A 16,233-nucleotide genomic window follows, 5' to 3' on the forward strand; every position below is an offset into this window, starting at 1 on the left:
GCTGTACTAGTTTGAGAATGGAAATCTTACTTCGCTCTCATTCACTTCTATGAAATTATGAATGCGTAGCAAAGGCTCTAGTTGTGGGATTACCTCCTGCATACGGGTAAGTAGCAATTCCTTTTTATCCAAACCGTAGATAAAAATCATTTTTTCAGGCACTTCTCTGCTTACATAGCTTTTTACGAAATCATCGTCTTTGGTGACGATTACATATCCCTTTCGTATGGCAAGTCTTCTGAGCTGATCGTCGATCACACGCTGCCTACTGTTACTTTTCAATTCATTGACATGGTAGGCATCCAGGCTTAATTTTCTGAATAGATCAGCTAATTCCGGGGAAAGGTTTTCGTCGACGAGGAATTTCAATTAGAATTCTTCCTTGAGAGTTTTATATACTTCGTCCACTGGCAAGCCCACCACGTTGTAATACGACCCTTTGATCCATTCAACTCCAATCAGTCCAATCCAATCTTGAATTCCATAACTCCCCGCTTTGTCCAAGGGTGGAGCTAACTCAATGTAATGGCTGATTTCATCTGCTGCTAAGTCTCTGAATTTTACTTCTGTGAGGTTGGAGAAAGAAACCTGTTTGTCTTCATTGCTAATGCATACGCCGGAAATCACCTGATGTATTTTACCAGACAGAACCCTCAATACGCTTTGAGCTTCTTTTAAGTCTTTAGGTTTGCCAAGGATGCGATCATTAAAAATCACTACAGTATCAGAAGTGATGATTGTACCTGTGCCAAATGCAGTTCGATGGGCTTTATTCTTTTCTACGGCAAGGTATTCCGCTACTTTTAATGGATCCATGTCTTCAGGAAAGATTTCATCAAAAGCGATGGTCTTAACTTCAAATTTAAAGCCCGCATCAAGAAGAAGCTGTTTTCTTCGTGGGGACTTGGATGCCAGTATAAGGTTATTGAAATGCTTCATCAAAAAATGAATTAAACTCATCCTCTTTTATGGATCCAAATAGAAATCCGCAAATAACTTTTGGATAAAAATAGGTGCTCTTTTGAGGCAAAGTATAGCCGCTGTAGCAAACTTCTTTGACTGTATCTATTGAAATATCTTTGGTGATTATCGCGCATTGTGCCTCCTTGTTAATAACAGAAGTCAAACATTTAGTGAAATTTCTTTCAAAGGTCAAGTTCGTACTTCCACGTTGATCTCTTCCGGGTATTCCCAGGCATTTTTCAAACACATAAAAGTGCATTACCGTCAAATCCAATTCTTTGATGGCCTGAGGAAAATCCCAAGTAATTTCGTGGATCATCTCTGGCTTGAGTCTGATCTTGTAGGCTTCATCTCCAACGAGTAAGCCAAAGGCCCATCGTTTACCAAGAATGACTTCATTTACATCTGTGGCTTCAGCTATGGGCTTAATAAAGAAGTACTTTTCAAGTTTGGCCAAAAGATCATCTTTGGAGAAATTTTCAAGCTCCTTCACCAAACGGTGGGTCGGTAGTATTCTCAAATCATCAGATTCTGTATTGGTGAAGTACATGAGGTGAAAATTATATCCTTCACTACCGTCATGATCTGGGTTATTTTTAGCCCTTTCTTTTTGATAAAGCAACGATCCTTCGTATCGATGGTGACCATCAGCCAGAATGATTTGTTTGTCTTTGATAATTTCTACTATTCGACGAATTACCTTGGCGTCATGTATTACACCAAAGACATCCCGAACTCCTTGATAATCTTCTGTTTCGTATAGCGGTTGAATCATGGCATCATCAAGGTATCGCTCAATTTCATGCGATGTATCTGTATAAAGACCATGAGTAGGGCTCACGTTCAATTGGGTGTGATCGAGAATGGAAACTCTGTCATTGACAGAGAAAGGCATGGTGTTTTCGTGTCTCAACAATACTTTTTCATCCCAATCATACACACGCAGGTTAGCTATAAAGCCTTTTCTGATATGCTCCTTTGCTGAGCCGGGCAATGTGAAATACTGATAATACACATAGATAGATGGGAGTTGATCTTGAGCGATTATCCCATCACTTTTCCATTGCATAAGTTTTTGAGCTGCACTACTATTGGAATCACTCCCTTTTGGAACCGATAGATGTATGCTATTGAATTCTTCTGCATACAACAATTCTCGTTGGCTTTCAGAAACCACATCAAATAGCGGTGATACTAAGTCGTCGATGTTTTTGTCCAGAGCGGAGTTATATCTCCATGCACGTAGGGGCTTTATTTCTGCCATTTAGTTTTTCATTCGATCTTTCCATCTACTCTTCTGACTATTGCTCGATGCAGAAGGTATTGTTTTGGAGGTATTAGTCATAATTTCATTGGCAATGACTGCAGCTACTTCAATGATGTCAGCGGAAGCTTGTTTTTTTAAGGATTCTGCATTGTAGTGTGATTCTACAAATTTCGTTGTGAAAGAACCATCTATGAATTCACCATGTGTAAGCACGAAATCACAAAAAGGGAGTGTGGTTTTTACTCCTGTTATTTGATACTCGCTAATTGCTCGTCTCATTCGGGCAATGGCCTCCGTGCGATCCTTTCCATAAGTTATGAGCTTGGCTATCATGGGGTCATAAAAAATCGATACTTCCTGTCCTTGTTCATATCCATCATCAACACGTACTCCCGCTCCCTGAGGTCGTATATAAGTCAAAAGTTTCCCCGTATCAGGCAGGAAATTGTTTTCCGGGTCTTCTGCATACACCCTCACTTCTAAGCTATGACCTGTAATGGTTAAGTCGTCTTGGTTAATGCTTAATTCTTCTCCATTTGCAATGGAGATTTGCTCTTTTACCAAATCAACACCGGTAATGAGTTCTGTCACAGGATGCTCAACTTGAAGTCGAGTGTTCATTTCCAGGAAATAGAAATCCATGTTTTCATCTGCTATAAACTCAACTGTACCAGCGCCATAGTAATTGCACGATTTAGCTACGTTTACTGCGGCTTCTCCAATCTGTTTTCTACGTTCAGGAGTGAGTAGCGCAGATGGTGCTTCTTCCACCACCTTTTGATGTCTTCGTTGAATACTACACTCTCGCTCAAATAGGTGAATCGTATTGCCGTGTTGATCTCCTAAAATTTGGACTTCTATGTGTTTTGGGGAAGAAATAAACTTCTCGATGAAGACCTCATCATTTCCAAAGGAGTTTCGGGCCTCACTCATTGCACGATCCATTTGCTCTTCAAAATCTTTTGGATCATTTACGATACGCATCCCTTTTCCTCCTCCGCCAGCACTTGCTTTTATCATCACAGGGTATCCAATTTTTTTAGCGACACCTTTGGCTTTTTCTACATCATTAATCGGCTCATCCATTCCAGGTACAAGAGGTACATTGAATTTCTGAACCGTTTGCTTAGATGTGAGCTTGTCACCCATGATTCGAATAGCTTCAGATGAAGGTCCGATAAAAATGAGTCCTTCTTTTTTTACACGTTCAGCAAATGAGGCATTTTCTGATAAGAAACCATACCCAGGATGGATGGCATCTGCACCTGTTTGCTTGCAAGCTTCGATTATTTTATCCTGAACCAAGTAAGATTCAGAAGCAGCTGCAGGTCCTATATTCACTGCTTCATCTGCGTAGGATGCATGCGGAAGCAGTTTATCTGCCTCGCTATACACAGCTACTGTCTTGATTCCCAGCTCTTTGGCTGATCTCATTACACGAATTGCTATTTCACCTCTATTGGCAACTAATATTTTCTTTATAGACATAATTTAATTGTTGGTGCAAGTTTATTGAAAAGGCTACATTCATTATATGTGTATTCCTGCTAAATTTGCATCTTGTTTGAAAATAGGAGAACACAAGTAAATGGATTTATTTGAGAAATTACTCAGTGATAAGGGAGCTTTAGGACAATACTCTTTTCTAGATCAAGATGTAAACTATTATTTCTTCCCAAAACTGGAAGGTGAGATTCAACCTCGCATGAAGTTTAAAGGGAAGGAAGTATTGGCATGGAGCCTCAACAATTATCTAGGACTGGCCAATCATCCGGACATCAGAAAAGCAGATACCGAGGCTACTGCGCAATGGGGACTTGGATACCCGATGGGTGCCCGTATGATGACTGGAAACTCAGATCATCACGATCAGTTAGAGCAGGAGCTAGCCGAATATGTGAGTAAGCCTGCAGGCATGCTTCTAAACTATGGCTATCAAGGAATCATGTCCGTGATAGATGCACTCGTTGACAGGAAGGATGTGGTTGTATATGATGCAGAGTGCCATGCATGTATTATTGATGCGTTGCGGATGCACTTAGGCAAAAGGTTTGTATTTCCTCACAACGACATTGAAAACTGTGAAAAGCAGCTGAAAAGAGCTGAAAAGTTAGCAAATGAGCAAGGAGGAGGGGTGCTAGTGATCACAGAAGGTGTATTTGGAATGAGCGGAAATACTGGGAAACTAGATAAAATCGTAGCGCTGAAAGATAAATTCGACTTCAGATTACTCGTAGATGATGCGCATGGATTTGGTACCATGGGAAAAACTGGTGCAGGAACAGGTGAGCATTATGATTGTCAGGATGGGATAGATATCTATTTTTCCACTTTCGCAAAGTCGATGGCGAGTATTGGTGCTTTTATCGCAGCTCAGAAGGATATAATTGATCACTTAAGATATAAAGTAAGATCTCAAATTTTTGCTAAATCATTGCCAATGCCTCTTGTAATAGGAGGATTGAAAAGATTAGACATGCTAAGAACAATGCCAGAGTTAAGAGAGAAACTTTGGACAATTGTAAATGCACTTCAGAATGGATTCAAAGAACGTGGATTCAACATTGGGTCAACAGATTCTCCGGTAACTCCTGTAGTGATGAATGGAGATGTATTGGAAGCTTGTAACATGGTCATCGACCTTAGAGAAAACTTCCATATTTTCTGCTCAATGATTGTTTATCCTGTAATTCCGAAGGGCATGGTTATTTTAAGAATCATTCCGACAGCCATGCATACACTGGAAGATGTGGAAGAGACATTGAAAGCATTTGAAGCAATAAAAGAAAAATTAGATAACGGAGTTTATAAAGAAGCAGGAGTAGAAGGTGCCATGTTGGCAAAATCTTAATATTTCTTTCAGATAAACTGTGTTATTTAGCTTTTTAGGCTATATTGCCCCTAAATTTAAAATTTATCGATAACCTTAATTACCTCATAACATGAAAAGATTTGAACAACTAAAGTCAATGGTTGAATCACTAGAAGCTGATTTCGAAAAATTCTATGACAAGAAAAACAACGCCGCTGGTACTCGAGTAAGAAAAGGTATGCAGGATATGAAAAATCTTGCTCAGGAAATCAGACTTGAAGTTCAGGATATCAAGAACAAAGGATAATCGATTAGTAATCGAACCGATAAAGAAATTAGGGAGCCCACTTGCTCCCTTTTTTATTGTCTATCCAAAATTTCCTGAAACAACTCCTCGAAGTTATTATCTGCCTTTAGGTAGTTATACTTCTCCCAGAACTCACTCGTGTTTTTAGTGACTTGCCGCTCTAAGATTCCTTTTGATGCTAATTCGTCTGATGGAGGAACGACTATATCCTCCTTTAGAATGTCAGTGACTACAAAATCTGCGTTGAATGTTACAGGCTTTATAATGCCTTGTTTGGCTCGTCGCATCGTCCAATTGATGTCATATTTGGCATGACTTAAATACCATTTCCCATTCACCAATTGATAATTTAGTTCGTTCTCGAATTGATCCATGGTGCTTTTTCCCAGGCCTACAACCATGGAAGCCATGCTTAGACCATCAAATACTTTTTCTGGATTTTCTTCACTAATCAACTTTCTGTAGGAGATTTTCACAAATGCCAATGACTCAGTATCCAGTAAGATTTGACCTTCAAACAGCTTTCCCTTCGCTTTTTCTTTTGGCTTAAAACTTACAATAAATACAGCCCTGTCATTGTAAGAGGTGGCATCTGTTATTTTATAAATGTGCTTCTTACGTATTTTTTTATCCAGCAGCGGGTGCTCTTTTAAGAGTGAACTTACAAATAGAGAGGGGGGAGTGACACCTATCTGCATGCCTCCTATATCTGCAAAAAAAGCAGTGTCCCGAGCAACCCGCCCACGCAGTATTTTCATGGAATTCTCTTCCTCTCCAATATCTCCATGCCGAAACATATCAAATGCATATTCAGTCATCTGAACATAGTTGTCTGACTTGTTCCATATTGATGCCCGCCAAAATGCCCTTAGCTTCATTTCACTCTGATCATGATTTTTAGGTATTGCTTCTATAGCTTCCTCAATAATTGACTTTTCTTTCACTCGAATGACCAGCTCTGGTAATTGGGTAACCTTAGATTTCAACTTGATTATCAGGTCTTTATCTGCATCTATTGAAGCTACTTTGTATGACTTTAACTCATATCCTAAATAGGAAGCGGAAAGTTTATCTTCACTGTATTGGGATGGTATTATCAAAGTGAAATCCCCATCAATATTGGAAACAGTCCCATAGCTTGAATTGAAAATGCCTACATGAGAAAAGGCCAGCGGGTCACCGGTTTGTTCGTCTATGACTTTTCCCGAAATACGTTTGTTGTCTTGTGCGACAGTTGTGATTAGGCTGAAAAGCATGATCACTAGAAGTGATTTTTTACGCATGGATCTATTGACTTATTAGTTTAGATTAATCACAATAGGTGATAATCTTTCACTATTAATGATCCTTGGGGACAAATGGTTGCTTTTGACTTTACTAATTATGAAGTTTTATGACAGTCGATCACCCAAGTATGCCTTCCACTTTTCTACTAATCCCTCTGTAGCATCAAACAGAGGAGGTTTAACTGTTCTTTGACCAATGCCAATGACTTCTAAACCTGCTTTGAGCGAAGTGGGATTGCCCTCCTCGGAGAGCATATCGTATGCAACTTTTAAATCAGCATTCATTTTACTTCCGGCAGTGATGTCACCGGCTATCGTAGAATTGACCATACGTGTAAACTCTTGAGGCATGAGATTTCCAATGACGGATATCACTCCTTCACCACCCATCTTAATGATATCGTGCGCCAACGCATCATCACCGGATAGCATCATCATTCCGCTGGGTCTTTTCTCTAAGATCTCTTTACATTGAGCTAAATCTCCAGAAGCTTCCTTCATTGCAATAATGTTTGAATGTTCCCCGAGCTTTACGGTTGTTGCAGCACTCATATTAGAAGCTGTTCTTGATGGTACATTGTATAGAATGATGGGGTGCGGGTAAGCATCGGCTAGCATCCTATAATGTCTTAAAATTCCTTCTTGAGACGGTTTACTGTAATATGGACTTGCAGACAGAATAGCAGCTAACTCAAACGTTTTCAAGTCTTTTGACTTTTCGATCAAATCGTAGGTATTGTTCCCTCCAAGACCGAAAACTACCGGTTTACGACCCGCAAGGTGCTCCAAAACATATCTCAGAATAGCTAGTTTTTGAGACCATGAAAAGACTGGGGATTCTCCAGTAGTGCCTTGGACAACGATATAATCCGCATTGCCCAGAAGAATATGATCTAGCAGTTTACTTAGGGAACCAAAGTCAATTGAATAATCCTCATTCATGGGGGTTGCTAGTGCTACACCGGTACCTTTCAATTCTTCTATCATTATTTCACAAAAATATCGCTTGGTGTAACGCAGTTCACCATGAATTCAAACAAATTTGGTTGATTAATTACGTGAAGCCTTTAAGCCTACTGGATCATTTTTAAGTATCGAACAATATTGGCCACCGCTTTTGGTTTACTATCGTCCATTTTCAATGAAAGCTGTAACAAATCATAATACTTTTCGGTTTCAAACCCCACCTTACAAGTGGCTTTACTTAGCGCAAGCACATACTTGTAGTTGATGTTTTCGGAGGTGTCGAGTGAAATGAGAAAATCAAAGGTTTGATTGATGAAAAAGGAGAGGTTATCTTTTTTTACTGTTCCGGTTCCAGAAATATCCTTCTTGGAGAAAATGAGTTTTTCTTCAGATGGTTTATCTGTGTATCCCATCCGGGCAACATCTTTTTTATCGCTTTTGAGTAGCTCCTCCAATTTGGTTATGACTTCCGTACTGAATTCCTCAGAATTATACAAAATACCAATAGAAGATGCTTCCAGGTAGGTACAGTGTTCCCTTGCGGCAATGGTTGCTTTGCCTTTATGGTTAAGGAAAATGTTTTTAATCATTTTCTAAAAGTTCTCTAAATGATGACTCGTCCAAAATAGCAATTCCTAACGAATCTGCCTTCTCTTTTTTTGCTGGCCCCATGTTTTCTCCTGCCACCAGATAGTTGGTTTTAGATGAAATGCCACTGGCAACCTTTCCTCCGTGCTGTTTAATGATATTTTTCAATTCGTCTCTCCCAAATCCTTCAAACACACCCGAAACTACAAATATGAGTCCTTTCAGCTTGTCATCTGTTCCTTCTTTTTGCTTTACTTCAACGCAAAGCCCTGCTTCTTTTAGCTCATTTGTCATCAGAAGATTCGCTTCGTCATTAAAAAATGAAACAACACTCTGCGCGATCCGATCACCAATTTCATGTACAGCGATGATATCTTCAAAAGACGCACTAATTAGACGATCAATTGTGACAAAATGTTGAGCTAGTTTCTCAGCTACAGTCTTTCCAACGTAACGAATACCTAAGCCAAACAAGACCCGTTCGAAGGGGATTTCTTTTGATTTATCAATTGAAGCAATGATGTTGTGGGCAGATTTTTCTTTTATGGAGCGCTTACTTATCTCACCAGTCACCTCATCTCTTTCCTCAAATTGCAGGTTATTGATATCCTCAAATTGAAGTTTGTACAGATCCGAAGCTTTTTTTATTAGACCTTTACTGATAAAGCCATTGATGGTTCGAGGACCCAATGATTCAATATTCATAGCATTTCGGCTAATGAAATGCTCGATTCTTCCTAAAACTTGTGGAGGACACGTTTCTTGATTGGGACAGTAATGTTTGGCTTCACCTTCTTGACGAATGAGAGCTGTATTGCACTCAGGACAATGCGTGATATACGCTACTTTTTGATTATTATCAGATCGCCTTTCAACATTTACGCCAGTAATTTTAGGGATTATTTCACCTCCTTTTTCAACATTTACACTGTCGCCAATTCGAACATCTAAGCGATCGATTTCATTGGCGTTGTGAAGTGAAGCGTGCTTAACCGTTGTTCCAGCTATCAAAACAGGTTCGAGCTCAGCCACAGGTGTAATAGCTCCTGTTCTACCTACCTGATAGGCAATGCCATTTAGTGTTGTAACTGCGGATTCTGCCTTAAATTTATAAGAGATCGCCCAGCGCGGATTCTTAGCGGTAAAACCTAATTCTGATTGGTGTGCGATACTATTGATCTTGATGACAATACCATCGGTCTCAACACTGAGCTCATGTCGTTTTTGATCCCAATAGTTTATGTACTCAATTACCCCATCAATGCTTTTATGCTTTTTATAGGTCTGAGATACATTAAAACCCGAAGTTTCAAGAAAATGCAGTGCTTCTTCATGTGTTTCGAAGGAATCCAGATCGTCAAGGTAGGAATACAAATAGCAGTCTAACTTCCGGTTGGCCACCACCGCTGAATCTTGCATTTTGAGCGTCCCAGAGGTGGTATTTCTTGCATTTGCATAAAGTGTTGCCGCTGTTTTTCCATCGGCTTCGCGTTGCTTATTTTCTTCAACAACACTTTTATTGAGCTCAATGAACTGATCTTTAGGCATAAAGACTTCTCCTCTTACTTCGAAAGAGGGTGGATAGTTTTCCCCTTGAATTTTCAACGGAATGGTTCGAATCGTCTTGACATTTGCGGTAATATCATCACCTTTTGTACCGTCACCTCGTGTAATTCCACGATCAAGAATTCCATTTTCATATTTAAGACTGATCGCCACACCATCAAATTTCAATTCACATATGTATTCATATTTATCTGTTCCTAAACCTTTTTTTATTCGACTATCAAAGTCGATCAATTCTTCTTTCGAATAAGTGTTTCCAAGAGACAGCATTGGATATTTATGCTGAACAGTTTCAAAATCTTTTGTGATATCACCGCCTACGCGACTTGTTGGTGAGTGAGGGAGTTTTAGTTCAGGAAATTTTTCTTCTAACCCTTCCAGTTCTTTCAACTTTGAATCAAACTCATAGTCCGAAATCTCTGAATGATTTTTTTGATAATAGAGGTAATTGTGGTGATTTAGCTCTTCTGTAAGTGATTCTATCCGCCTTTTGGCTTGCTTATTATCCATTGAAAACAAATCTATTTCATTCGATCAGAATCATTAGCATTTTTTCTTGCGCAAGTCTTTAGACCAGCTATTTTTGGCAGCAAATAAACAGATTTGTTAGATAAACGCGAACGTATACTTGCTTCTGCATTTGCTCATTTTTCCACAAAAGGATATCAGGAGACAACCATCAATGATATCGCAAGCTCATTGAAAATGAGTAAGAAGACAATCTACTTTCAGTTTAAACATAAAGAAGAGTTGTTTATTGAGGTAGGACGAGATAAGCTAGAAGCAATTGTGAATATGTCTGAAAAGATTATCTCTTCAAATCAATGTTTTATTGTTAAGCTGATCAATTACCTGGAGATGTTTCATGAGCATGTTAGGCACATTAGCATTCACGTGCTTCGAGATTTGTGCAATGACAAGAGTATGTTGTCCAAAATTTTATCGGATCATATCAATAGTGCGTTGCTTGATCGTTTCTCCGTATTGATCCAACAAGGATATACCGAGAAAATGATTGATGATCGAGTAGAACCGATGGTAGCATTAGTTATGTACAAGGAGGCGTTATGTTCATTTTTATTCGGAAAGCCTGCTGATTATCCGACCATCAAACTTGAAAAGGAATTTCATGTATTTCTCTCAAAACAACTCCGAAGTTTCTTTAGAGGACTTCTGTCAAGAGATGGGACTACTCAATTTGATGAGCTTTTTGATAATCTCCCGCATTTGACAAAAACATATGGCTGATTGAAACTTATCTTTGCTACATGCATGATCAATTCCTAGCTCATCTTCAATCCAAAACAATATTTTCTGTGGTTTCTGCTGCTTCAAGAAATATTGGTGTGGATTCTTATGTAGTAGGTGGGTATGTGCGTGATTTGCTCCTTAAAAGGTCATCGAAAGATATTGATTTCGTGTGCGTAGGAAGTGGAATTGGACTAGCAAAAGAGGTGGCAAAGTTGCTAGGTGATGACGCAAAACTATCCACATTCAAAAATTTTGGTACCGCTGCTATACATCATGAGGGTTTTGAATATGAGTTTGTAGGAGCACGCAAAGAGTCCTATCGAAAAGACTCGAGAAATCCAATAGTGGAAGATGGCTCACTGGAAGATGATCAGAACAGGCGTGATTTCACCATAAATGCGATGGCAATTAGCCTTAACAAAGCTGATTTTGGTGCTTTAATAGATCCTTTCAATGGAATGAAGGATTTACGCGACATGATTGTTAAAACGCCGATGAGTCCCGGAATAACATTCAGTGATGACCCGCTTCGTATGCTCCGAGCCATTCGATTCGCCACACAACTTCACTTTGATATTGAGCCTGATACGTTTCAAGGAATTGTCGATCACTCTGAACGAATTTCCATCATTTCTCAAGAGAGAATCACCGAAGAACTCAACAAAGTAATCATGACTGACAAGCCATCTTATGGCTTTCAATTGTTGTTTCATAGCGGACTTTTAAAGCTCATATTTTCCCAGATGACCGATTTACAAGGAGTCAAAAAAGTAAATGGGCAGGGGCATAAGGACAATTTCTACCATACGCTACAGGTGCTAGACAATATTTGCTTGATGACGGATAACCTATGGTTGCGCTGGGCAGCGATCCTTCATGACATAGCCAAGCCTGCTACTCAGCGTTTTAATGATAAGGTAGGCTGGACCTTTCATGGACATGAAGATCTGGGCGCTAAATGGGTTCCTGGAATATTTAAGAAATTTAAACTTCCGATGGATGATAGGATGAAGTATGTGCAAAAGTTGGTTCGATTGCATCTTCGCCCGATTGCCCTTGTGAATGACAAGGTAACGGACTCCGCTATCAGACGTCTCATCTTTGATGCGGGGAAGGATATCAGAGATTTATTGACTCTGTGCAATGCTGATGTTACCTCAAAAAATCCAGAACGCGTCAAAAAGTATCAGGCAAACTTTAAGAAGGTTGAACATAAAATTAAGGAAGTAGAGCAAAGAGACCATGTGATGAACTTTCACCCACCAGTGTCAGGTGAGCAAATAATTGAAGCCTTCGATATCACCCCATCTAAAATTATCGGAGATATCAAGCATGAAATAAAAGAAGCTATTCTGGATGGTAGAATCAAAAATGATGAAAATGAGGCATTAAAATTGATGTGGAAGATTGGAGAGAAGCGTGGACTAAAGCCAAGTGCAAAATACATTTCCACCTCAAAGGACAAATAGCTATGTTTGCACGCTGTTAAAAAGATCAGCCTTGACGTTGATATATAGTCATTGAAATAAATAGACACATGAAAAAAGTATTCTTTATAATCTCAATTCTGTCCATAGGTTTTGCTAATGCACAAAGTCAAGAGGTGCTAGCCGGCGATTCAATCCCATGGGAAATTAGGAAGCAAGCGTTTATTTTCAACTCTGCAACACTTTTCAATGATCCGATCATAGCACGGATGGCTTTATACAATCTTTTAGCTGAGAATCCTTCAAATGTTGCTTTGTATGATTCATTAGCAATTTCCTATTTACAGTATAATCAAAGTGTTTCAGCAGCACTAGTGGCACAGCAAGCGCTAAAAATTAACCCGAATGACCAGTTTGCGCTTGAAATAGCAGCAACAGGTTTTGATCAAATAGGAGTCAAGGACAAATCCTTGATGTATTATGAAAAACTATATCTCGCAAATGGAGGCATTAACATGCTTTACAAGATTTCTTTTTTGCAAATGGAGCTAACTAGATTCGCAGAATCTAATGCCTCGCTTGATATCATCATGGGCGATCCTCAGTCAGAAGTACAAACCATTCGTTTCCCCACCACTGATGGTGCAGGACAGGAAGTATCACTAAAAGCAGCCGCAAGTCGGGTGAAAGCAATGATTCTACAAGAGAAAGGTGATGTGGAAGGAGCTAAAGCGAAGTACCTGGAAACCTTAGAAATTCACCCTGGATTTCAGATTGTCCAGCAACAACTCAGGGAGCTTACAACACCGAAGGCAGGAGAGTAGAATTAGCTCTCCTCTGTTATATTTTTTAGTCGTTCGAGCCAGTTTAAGAGTTCGTCATACACCTTTTGGTGGTTTTCCGCTAGTACCACGAGTGTCCCTTGAAAAGAAGCACTCACAGTTGCGATGGTTTGATTCTCATCAGATTCCAAAGACCAGACATATATTCTTTTGACCAACTTGGCTTTGCTAGTCCAGGATAGGGTGGACGGTTTTTGTACACACTGTATCTGAGATTGACCATGTGTTCGTCCTTGAACCCACTTGAAATTTGCTCCTTCTTCTACAGCGCCCTCTACAGTCACTTTTTTTACATCAGGGTTCCACTCTGGCCAATTCTCCATATCAACCAATACATCCCATACCTTATCAATATCCGCATTGATTATAATTGAATGAGAGTCGCGAATACCTGCGTTTTCATTGATTTTTCCCTTCTGAGCGAGCGCATTTAATTTTTTCATGCTTAAAGTCTTAGGTGTGAGGAGCTAAGTTATTCAACTTCGGAAATTTCTACTTCTTCTTTTTCATCCTTCTTCATTAATCCAGAAGTCATGACCAGGCTGGTTACAATTATAACAAACAGTAAGATACCGGATTTAAAATCCTCGAAGTAAAACTCTTCGGGTATCGAATAAAATAAAAGTAAAGTGATAAGTCCTCTCGGCGCAATTGCTATGGCTCGTCTTAGATTATCATGCTTGTAAGGAAGGAAAGATAAGAATCGACTTGCATAAATAATTATCAAAACCACCGCACTTACAATAGCCACTTTCAGGTCAATCAAAGTTGCCAGGGCTATTGAAAAACCGAAAATAACAAAGAAGAATGTCCTAACAACAAAGGCGGATTCTATCGTAATCATCAAAAAGGTTTCTTTGATATTCTCGATGGCCATTGGTTTTAAATACCTTTTTAATCGTCCCACAAAGAACAATTTGTAATTGTTTAGAATCAACCCAAAAACAAGAATTATCAGCAAAGAGGATAGGTGCATGAGCTTTCCTATGCTGAAAAGAAGAAATAAGACACCAATCATTAAGAATAGCTTGACCTTCGTTTCCAGGTTTTGAAATACGTAGATTAATACATAAGAAAGAATAATTGATAGAAGGATGGTAATGACTAGCCCAAAAGTAAAATCACCTAAAACCATGATGTTACTTGTTGGCTGTCCCAATTCGACAAGAAAGTAAAAAACCATGATTCCTAGTATATCTGAAAAGGTACTTTCGTAGATGTGAAATTCCTCATCATATTCATTAAGGTTAACTACAGAAGGAATAACTATTGCGCTACTCAGAATGGAAAGTGGAGTAGCATAAATCAATGCAGTAGTCCAATCCATTTCTTTGAATGACAAAATCAAGACACCTGCTATTGCAAACATGCAGACTAGTAGTCCAATCAATGCAATCACGAAAGACTTTGTGATGAGTTTAAACTTCTCCTTAGCTATTTTTAATTCTAAAGCTGCTTCTAGCACAATCAGTATTAGTCCTAGCGTTCCAAGAACTTCGAGTATTTTTATTCGCGAAAAAATTTCAAGAATGCGTTCTTTATCGATTCCAAAAACCCCTACTAATTCCCTTCCTACAATTCCCAAAAGGATAAGTAGTAATACCGACGGAATATTTGACTTTTCGGAAACCCTGTTAAATAGATAAGAAAGGATAATGATCAGCGAAGCTGCAATGATGATGTAGTACTCCATAGCTATGATTAGGCGACTAAATTAACAATTCAAATTAAGTCTATCACACAGGAACTAAATGAATGACTAAGAAGTTAGATTTGACAACTTAAATAATTGATAAATGGAAAGAGCTACTTTTGGATCTGGTTGTTTCTGGTGTACTGAAGCAATGTTTCAACGCCTGAGGGGGGTGTCAAACGTAAAATCCGGATATATGGGTGGAGCAATTAAAAACACATCATACCAGGAGGTGTGCAGTGGGCAAACGGGGCATGCTGAAGTAATTCAATTAGATTTTGATCCTGATACAATTACGTATGATGAGCTGTTGGAGGTGTTTTGGAAAACGCATGATCCAACTACTCTGAACCGCCAGGGCAATGATGTAGGATCGCAATACAGGTCCGTCGTATTCTATCACAACGAAAATCAAAAGACTCTTGCAGAAAGCTATAAGAAGACGCTCAATGACTCCAACATTTGGGATGATCCAATTGTGACTGAAATAAGCCCCTTAGATGTATTTTATGAGGCGGAAGCGGCTCACCATGATTACTACAACCAAAACAGTAACCAGCCTTATTGCGCTTTTGTAGTGGCTCCCAAAGTAAAAAAGCTTGAGAAGGTATTCGCGGATAAGCTAAGCTAGTTGTAATGCTTGCTTAGGTGATGAACATGCAGGCGAATTTTATCTACTCTTGCAGTAACATGCTTTACATATTTAAATAGCTCAGTCTCAAGTATATATACTTGTCCTGAGTACGAATTAATGCCAACGTCGTTTGCCGTGTTCTCAGAATCTTTTTCGATTTCCCTCATGGCTTTACATTCTTCATTCATGAAGTGAATAAAGCTCTTAGAGTCATATTCTTCTTCGAATTTTTTAATGTCCTTAAGTGTCTTTTTTACTTCCTTATCATCGCTTTTCTTAGAAAGATTTATAAGGACGGTGTATAGAACTGTATCGTAGTGGTGAATGTCATCCAATAGCCCTAGAATTTTAGCTCTGTATTCCTCATCTGTGCATAGCTCTTGCAAACCTTCATAAGAGGATAATTTATCGGCTTCTAAATCCCAATCATATGTGATTTGATCAATTTTTTCATCTAGACGCTCTTGTTCCTGTTCTTGTGAAAACAAGTTTAAAGTCGTACCAATGAAGGCCACTAAGAAGATGCTTCTCATAACTCTATTCTAAAGTAATATCTGGTGGACACAAATTCCGAACCAAAAAAAGGGACGAAATGCATATTTGCTAATTTAAGAATTCATATTTTTCTTCT

General features: G+C 39.0%; 17 protein-coding genes and 2 pseudogenes. 8 read left to right on the forward strand and 11 right to left on the reverse strand.

The genetic code is table 11. The features are described from left to right. Positions 1-6: 6 nt before the first annotated feature. Genes ABJF57_RS05560 through accC form a run of 4 tightly spaced genes read right to left on the reverse strand, consistent with a single transcriptional unit; the run spans position 7 to position 3,718 of the window. A complete protein-coding gene (locus ABJF57_RS05560) occupies positions 7-369 on the reverse strand; it encodes a DUF5615 family PIN-like protein (RefSeq protein ID WP_462233218.1) in 363 nt (120 codons plus the stop codon). Next, positions 370-939, reverse strand: coding sequence for a Maf family nucleotide pyrophosphatase (locus tag ABJF57_RS05565; RefSeq protein WP_462233220.1), 570 nt, complete (start codon positions 937-939; stop codon positions 370-372). After that, positions 923-2,227 (reverse strand): DUF1015 domain-containing protein, encoded by a 1,305-nt coding sequence (locus ABJF57_RS05570; protein WP_462233222.1) that lies wholly within the window; start codon positions 2,225-2,227, stop codon positions 923-925. The genes ABJF57_RS05565 and ABJF57_RS05570 overlap by 17 nt, the downstream gene beginning before the upstream one ends. Further along, the gene (gene accC, locus ABJF57_RS05575) at positions 2,228-3,718 is read right to left on the reverse strand and encodes an acetyl-CoA carboxylase biotin carboxylase subunit (protein WP_462233224.1); all 1,491 of its coding nucleotides are present in this window, start codon (positions 3,716-3,718) and stop codon (positions 2,228-2,230) included. It abuts the gene before it with no gap. Between the two features lie 100 nt (positions 3,719-3,818). On the opposite strand from accC, the gene ABJF57_RS05580 reads away from it, so the two are divergent. Together ABJF57_RS05580 and ABJF57_RS05585 are read left to right on the forward strand one after the other, a co-directional pair. Further along, complete coding sequence (locus ABJF57_RS05580) at positions 3,819-5,081, forward strand: aminotransferase class I/II-fold pyridoxal phosphate-dependent enzyme (protein ID WP_462233225.1); 1,263 nt, start codon at positions 3,819-3,821, stop codon at positions 5,079-5,081. Between the two features lie 91 nt (positions 5,082-5,172). Further along, positions 5,173-5,349 carry a histone H1 gene (locus ABJF57_RS05585; protein WP_350218310.1) on the forward strand — a complete coding sequence of 59 codons (177 nt, stop codon included), beginning with the start codon at positions 5,173-5,175 and terminating at the stop codon, positions 5,347-5,349. Between the two features lie 53 nt (positions 5,350-5,402). Here ABJF57_RS05585 and ABJF57_RS05590 read toward each other — a convergent pair whose 3' ends face one another. The 4 genes from ABJF57_RS05590 to ligA all read right to left on the reverse strand — a co-directional run bounded on the left by ABJF57_RS05590 (position 5,403) and on the right by ligA (position 10,265). Continuing rightward, complete coding sequence (locus ABJF57_RS05590) at positions 5,403-6,632, reverse strand: carboxypeptidase-like regulatory domain-containing protein (RefSeq protein ID WP_462233228.1); 1,230 nt, start codon at positions 6,630-6,632, stop codon at positions 5,403-5,405. Positions 6,633-6,740: 108 nt separating this feature from the next. Further along, the gene (gene dapA / locus ABJF57_RS05595) at positions 6,741-7,622 is read right to left on the reverse strand and encodes a 4-hydroxy-tetrahydrodipicolinate synthase (RefSeq protein ID WP_462233230.1); all 882 of its coding nucleotides are present in this window, start codon (positions 7,620-7,622) and stop codon (positions 6,741-6,743) included. Positions 7,623-7,708: 86 nt separating this feature from the next. Then, positions 7,709-8,191 carry a DUF6913 domain-containing protein gene (locus ABJF57_RS05600; RefSeq protein WP_462233232.1) on the reverse strand — a complete coding sequence of 161 codons (483 nt, stop codon included), beginning with the start codon at positions 8,189-8,191 and terminating at the stop codon, positions 7,709-7,711. Next, positions 8,184-10,265 (reverse strand): NAD-dependent DNA ligase LigA, encoded by a 2,082-nt coding sequence (gene ligA / locus ABJF57_RS05605; protein ID WP_462233233.1) that lies wholly within the window; start codon positions 10,263-10,265, stop codon positions 8,184-8,186. Before ligA ends, ABJF57_RS05600 begins: the two co-directional genes overlap by 8 nt. A gap of 93 nt (positions 10,266-10,358) precedes the next feature. Here ligA and ABJF57_RS05610 point away from each other — a divergent pair, with 93 nt between their 5' ends. The 5 genes and pseudogenes from ABJF57_RS05610 (at position 10,359) to ABJF57_RS05630 (ending at position 13,257) form a co-directional block, all read left to right on the forward strand. Next, positions 10,359-11,003 carry a TetR/AcrR family transcriptional regulator gene (locus ABJF57_RS05610; RefSeq protein WP_462233235.1) on the forward strand — a complete coding sequence of 215 codons (645 nt, stop codon included), beginning with the start codon at positions 10,359-10,361 and terminating at the stop codon, positions 11,001-11,003. A gap of 20 nt (positions 11,004-11,023) precedes the next feature. Beyond that, positions 11,024-11,479: pseudogene (locus ABJF57_RS05615) on the forward strand (tRNA nucleotidyltransferase); the annotation flags it as partial. Between the two features lie 60 nt (positions 11,480-11,539). Further along, a pseudogene (locus ABJF57_RS05620) lies at positions 11,540-11,743 on the forward strand (tRNA nucleotidyltransferase); the annotation flags it as partial. Beyond that, a complete protein-coding gene (locus tag ABJF57_RS05625; protein WP_462234844.1) occupies positions 11,738-12,475 on the forward strand; it encodes an HD domain-containing protein in 738 nt (245 codons plus the stop codon). The pseudogene ABJF57_RS05620 and the gene ABJF57_RS05625, both read left to right, overlap by 6 nt. Before the next feature lie 68 nt (positions 12,476-12,543). Beyond that, the gene (locus ABJF57_RS05630; RefSeq protein ID WP_462233237.1) at positions 12,544-13,257 is read left to right on the forward strand and encodes a hypothetical protein; all 714 of its coding nucleotides are present in this window, start codon (positions 12,544-12,546) and stop codon (positions 13,255-13,257) included. Positions 13,258-13,259: 2 nt separating this feature from the next. Here ABJF57_RS05630 and ABJF57_RS05635 read toward each other — a convergent pair whose 3' ends face one another. Together ABJF57_RS05635 and ABJF57_RS05640 are read right to left on the reverse strand one after the other, a co-directional pair. Continuing rightward, positions 13,260-13,718, reverse strand: a complete 459-nt coding sequence (locus tag ABJF57_RS05635; RefSeq protein WP_462233238.1) for an SRPBCC family protein — start codon at positions 13,716-13,718, stop codon at positions 13,260-13,262. A 29-nt stretch (positions 13,719-13,747) separates the two neighbouring features. After that, complete coding sequence (locus ABJF57_RS05640) at positions 13,748-14,968, reverse strand: cation:proton antiporter domain-containing protein (RefSeq protein ID WP_462233240.1); 1,221 nt, start codon at positions 14,966-14,968, stop codon at positions 13,748-13,750. A 103-nt stretch (positions 14,969-15,071) separates the two neighbouring features. On the opposite strand from ABJF57_RS05640, the gene msrA reads away from it, so the two are divergent. Beyond that, positions 15,072-15,599 carry a peptide-methionine (S)-S-oxide reductase MsrA gene (gene msrA / locus ABJF57_RS05645; protein WP_462233242.1) on the forward strand — a complete coding sequence of 176 codons (528 nt, stop codon included), beginning with the start codon at positions 15,072-15,074 and terminating at the stop codon, positions 15,597-15,599. On the opposite strand, the gene ABJF57_RS05650 is transcribed toward msrA, so the two are convergent. Then, positions 15,596-16,135, reverse strand: coding sequence for a hypothetical protein (locus tag ABJF57_RS05650; protein WP_462233243.1), 540 nt, complete (start codon positions 16,133-16,135; stop codon positions 15,596-15,598). The genes msrA and ABJF57_RS05650 overlap by 4 nt on opposite strands. Between the last annotated feature and the right edge of the window lie 98 nt (positions 16,136-16,233).

Source organism: Ekhidna sp. (assembly GCF_039940915.1).
Lineage (GTDB): Bacteria > Bacteroidota > Bacteroidia > Cytophagales > Cyclobacteriaceae > Ekhidna.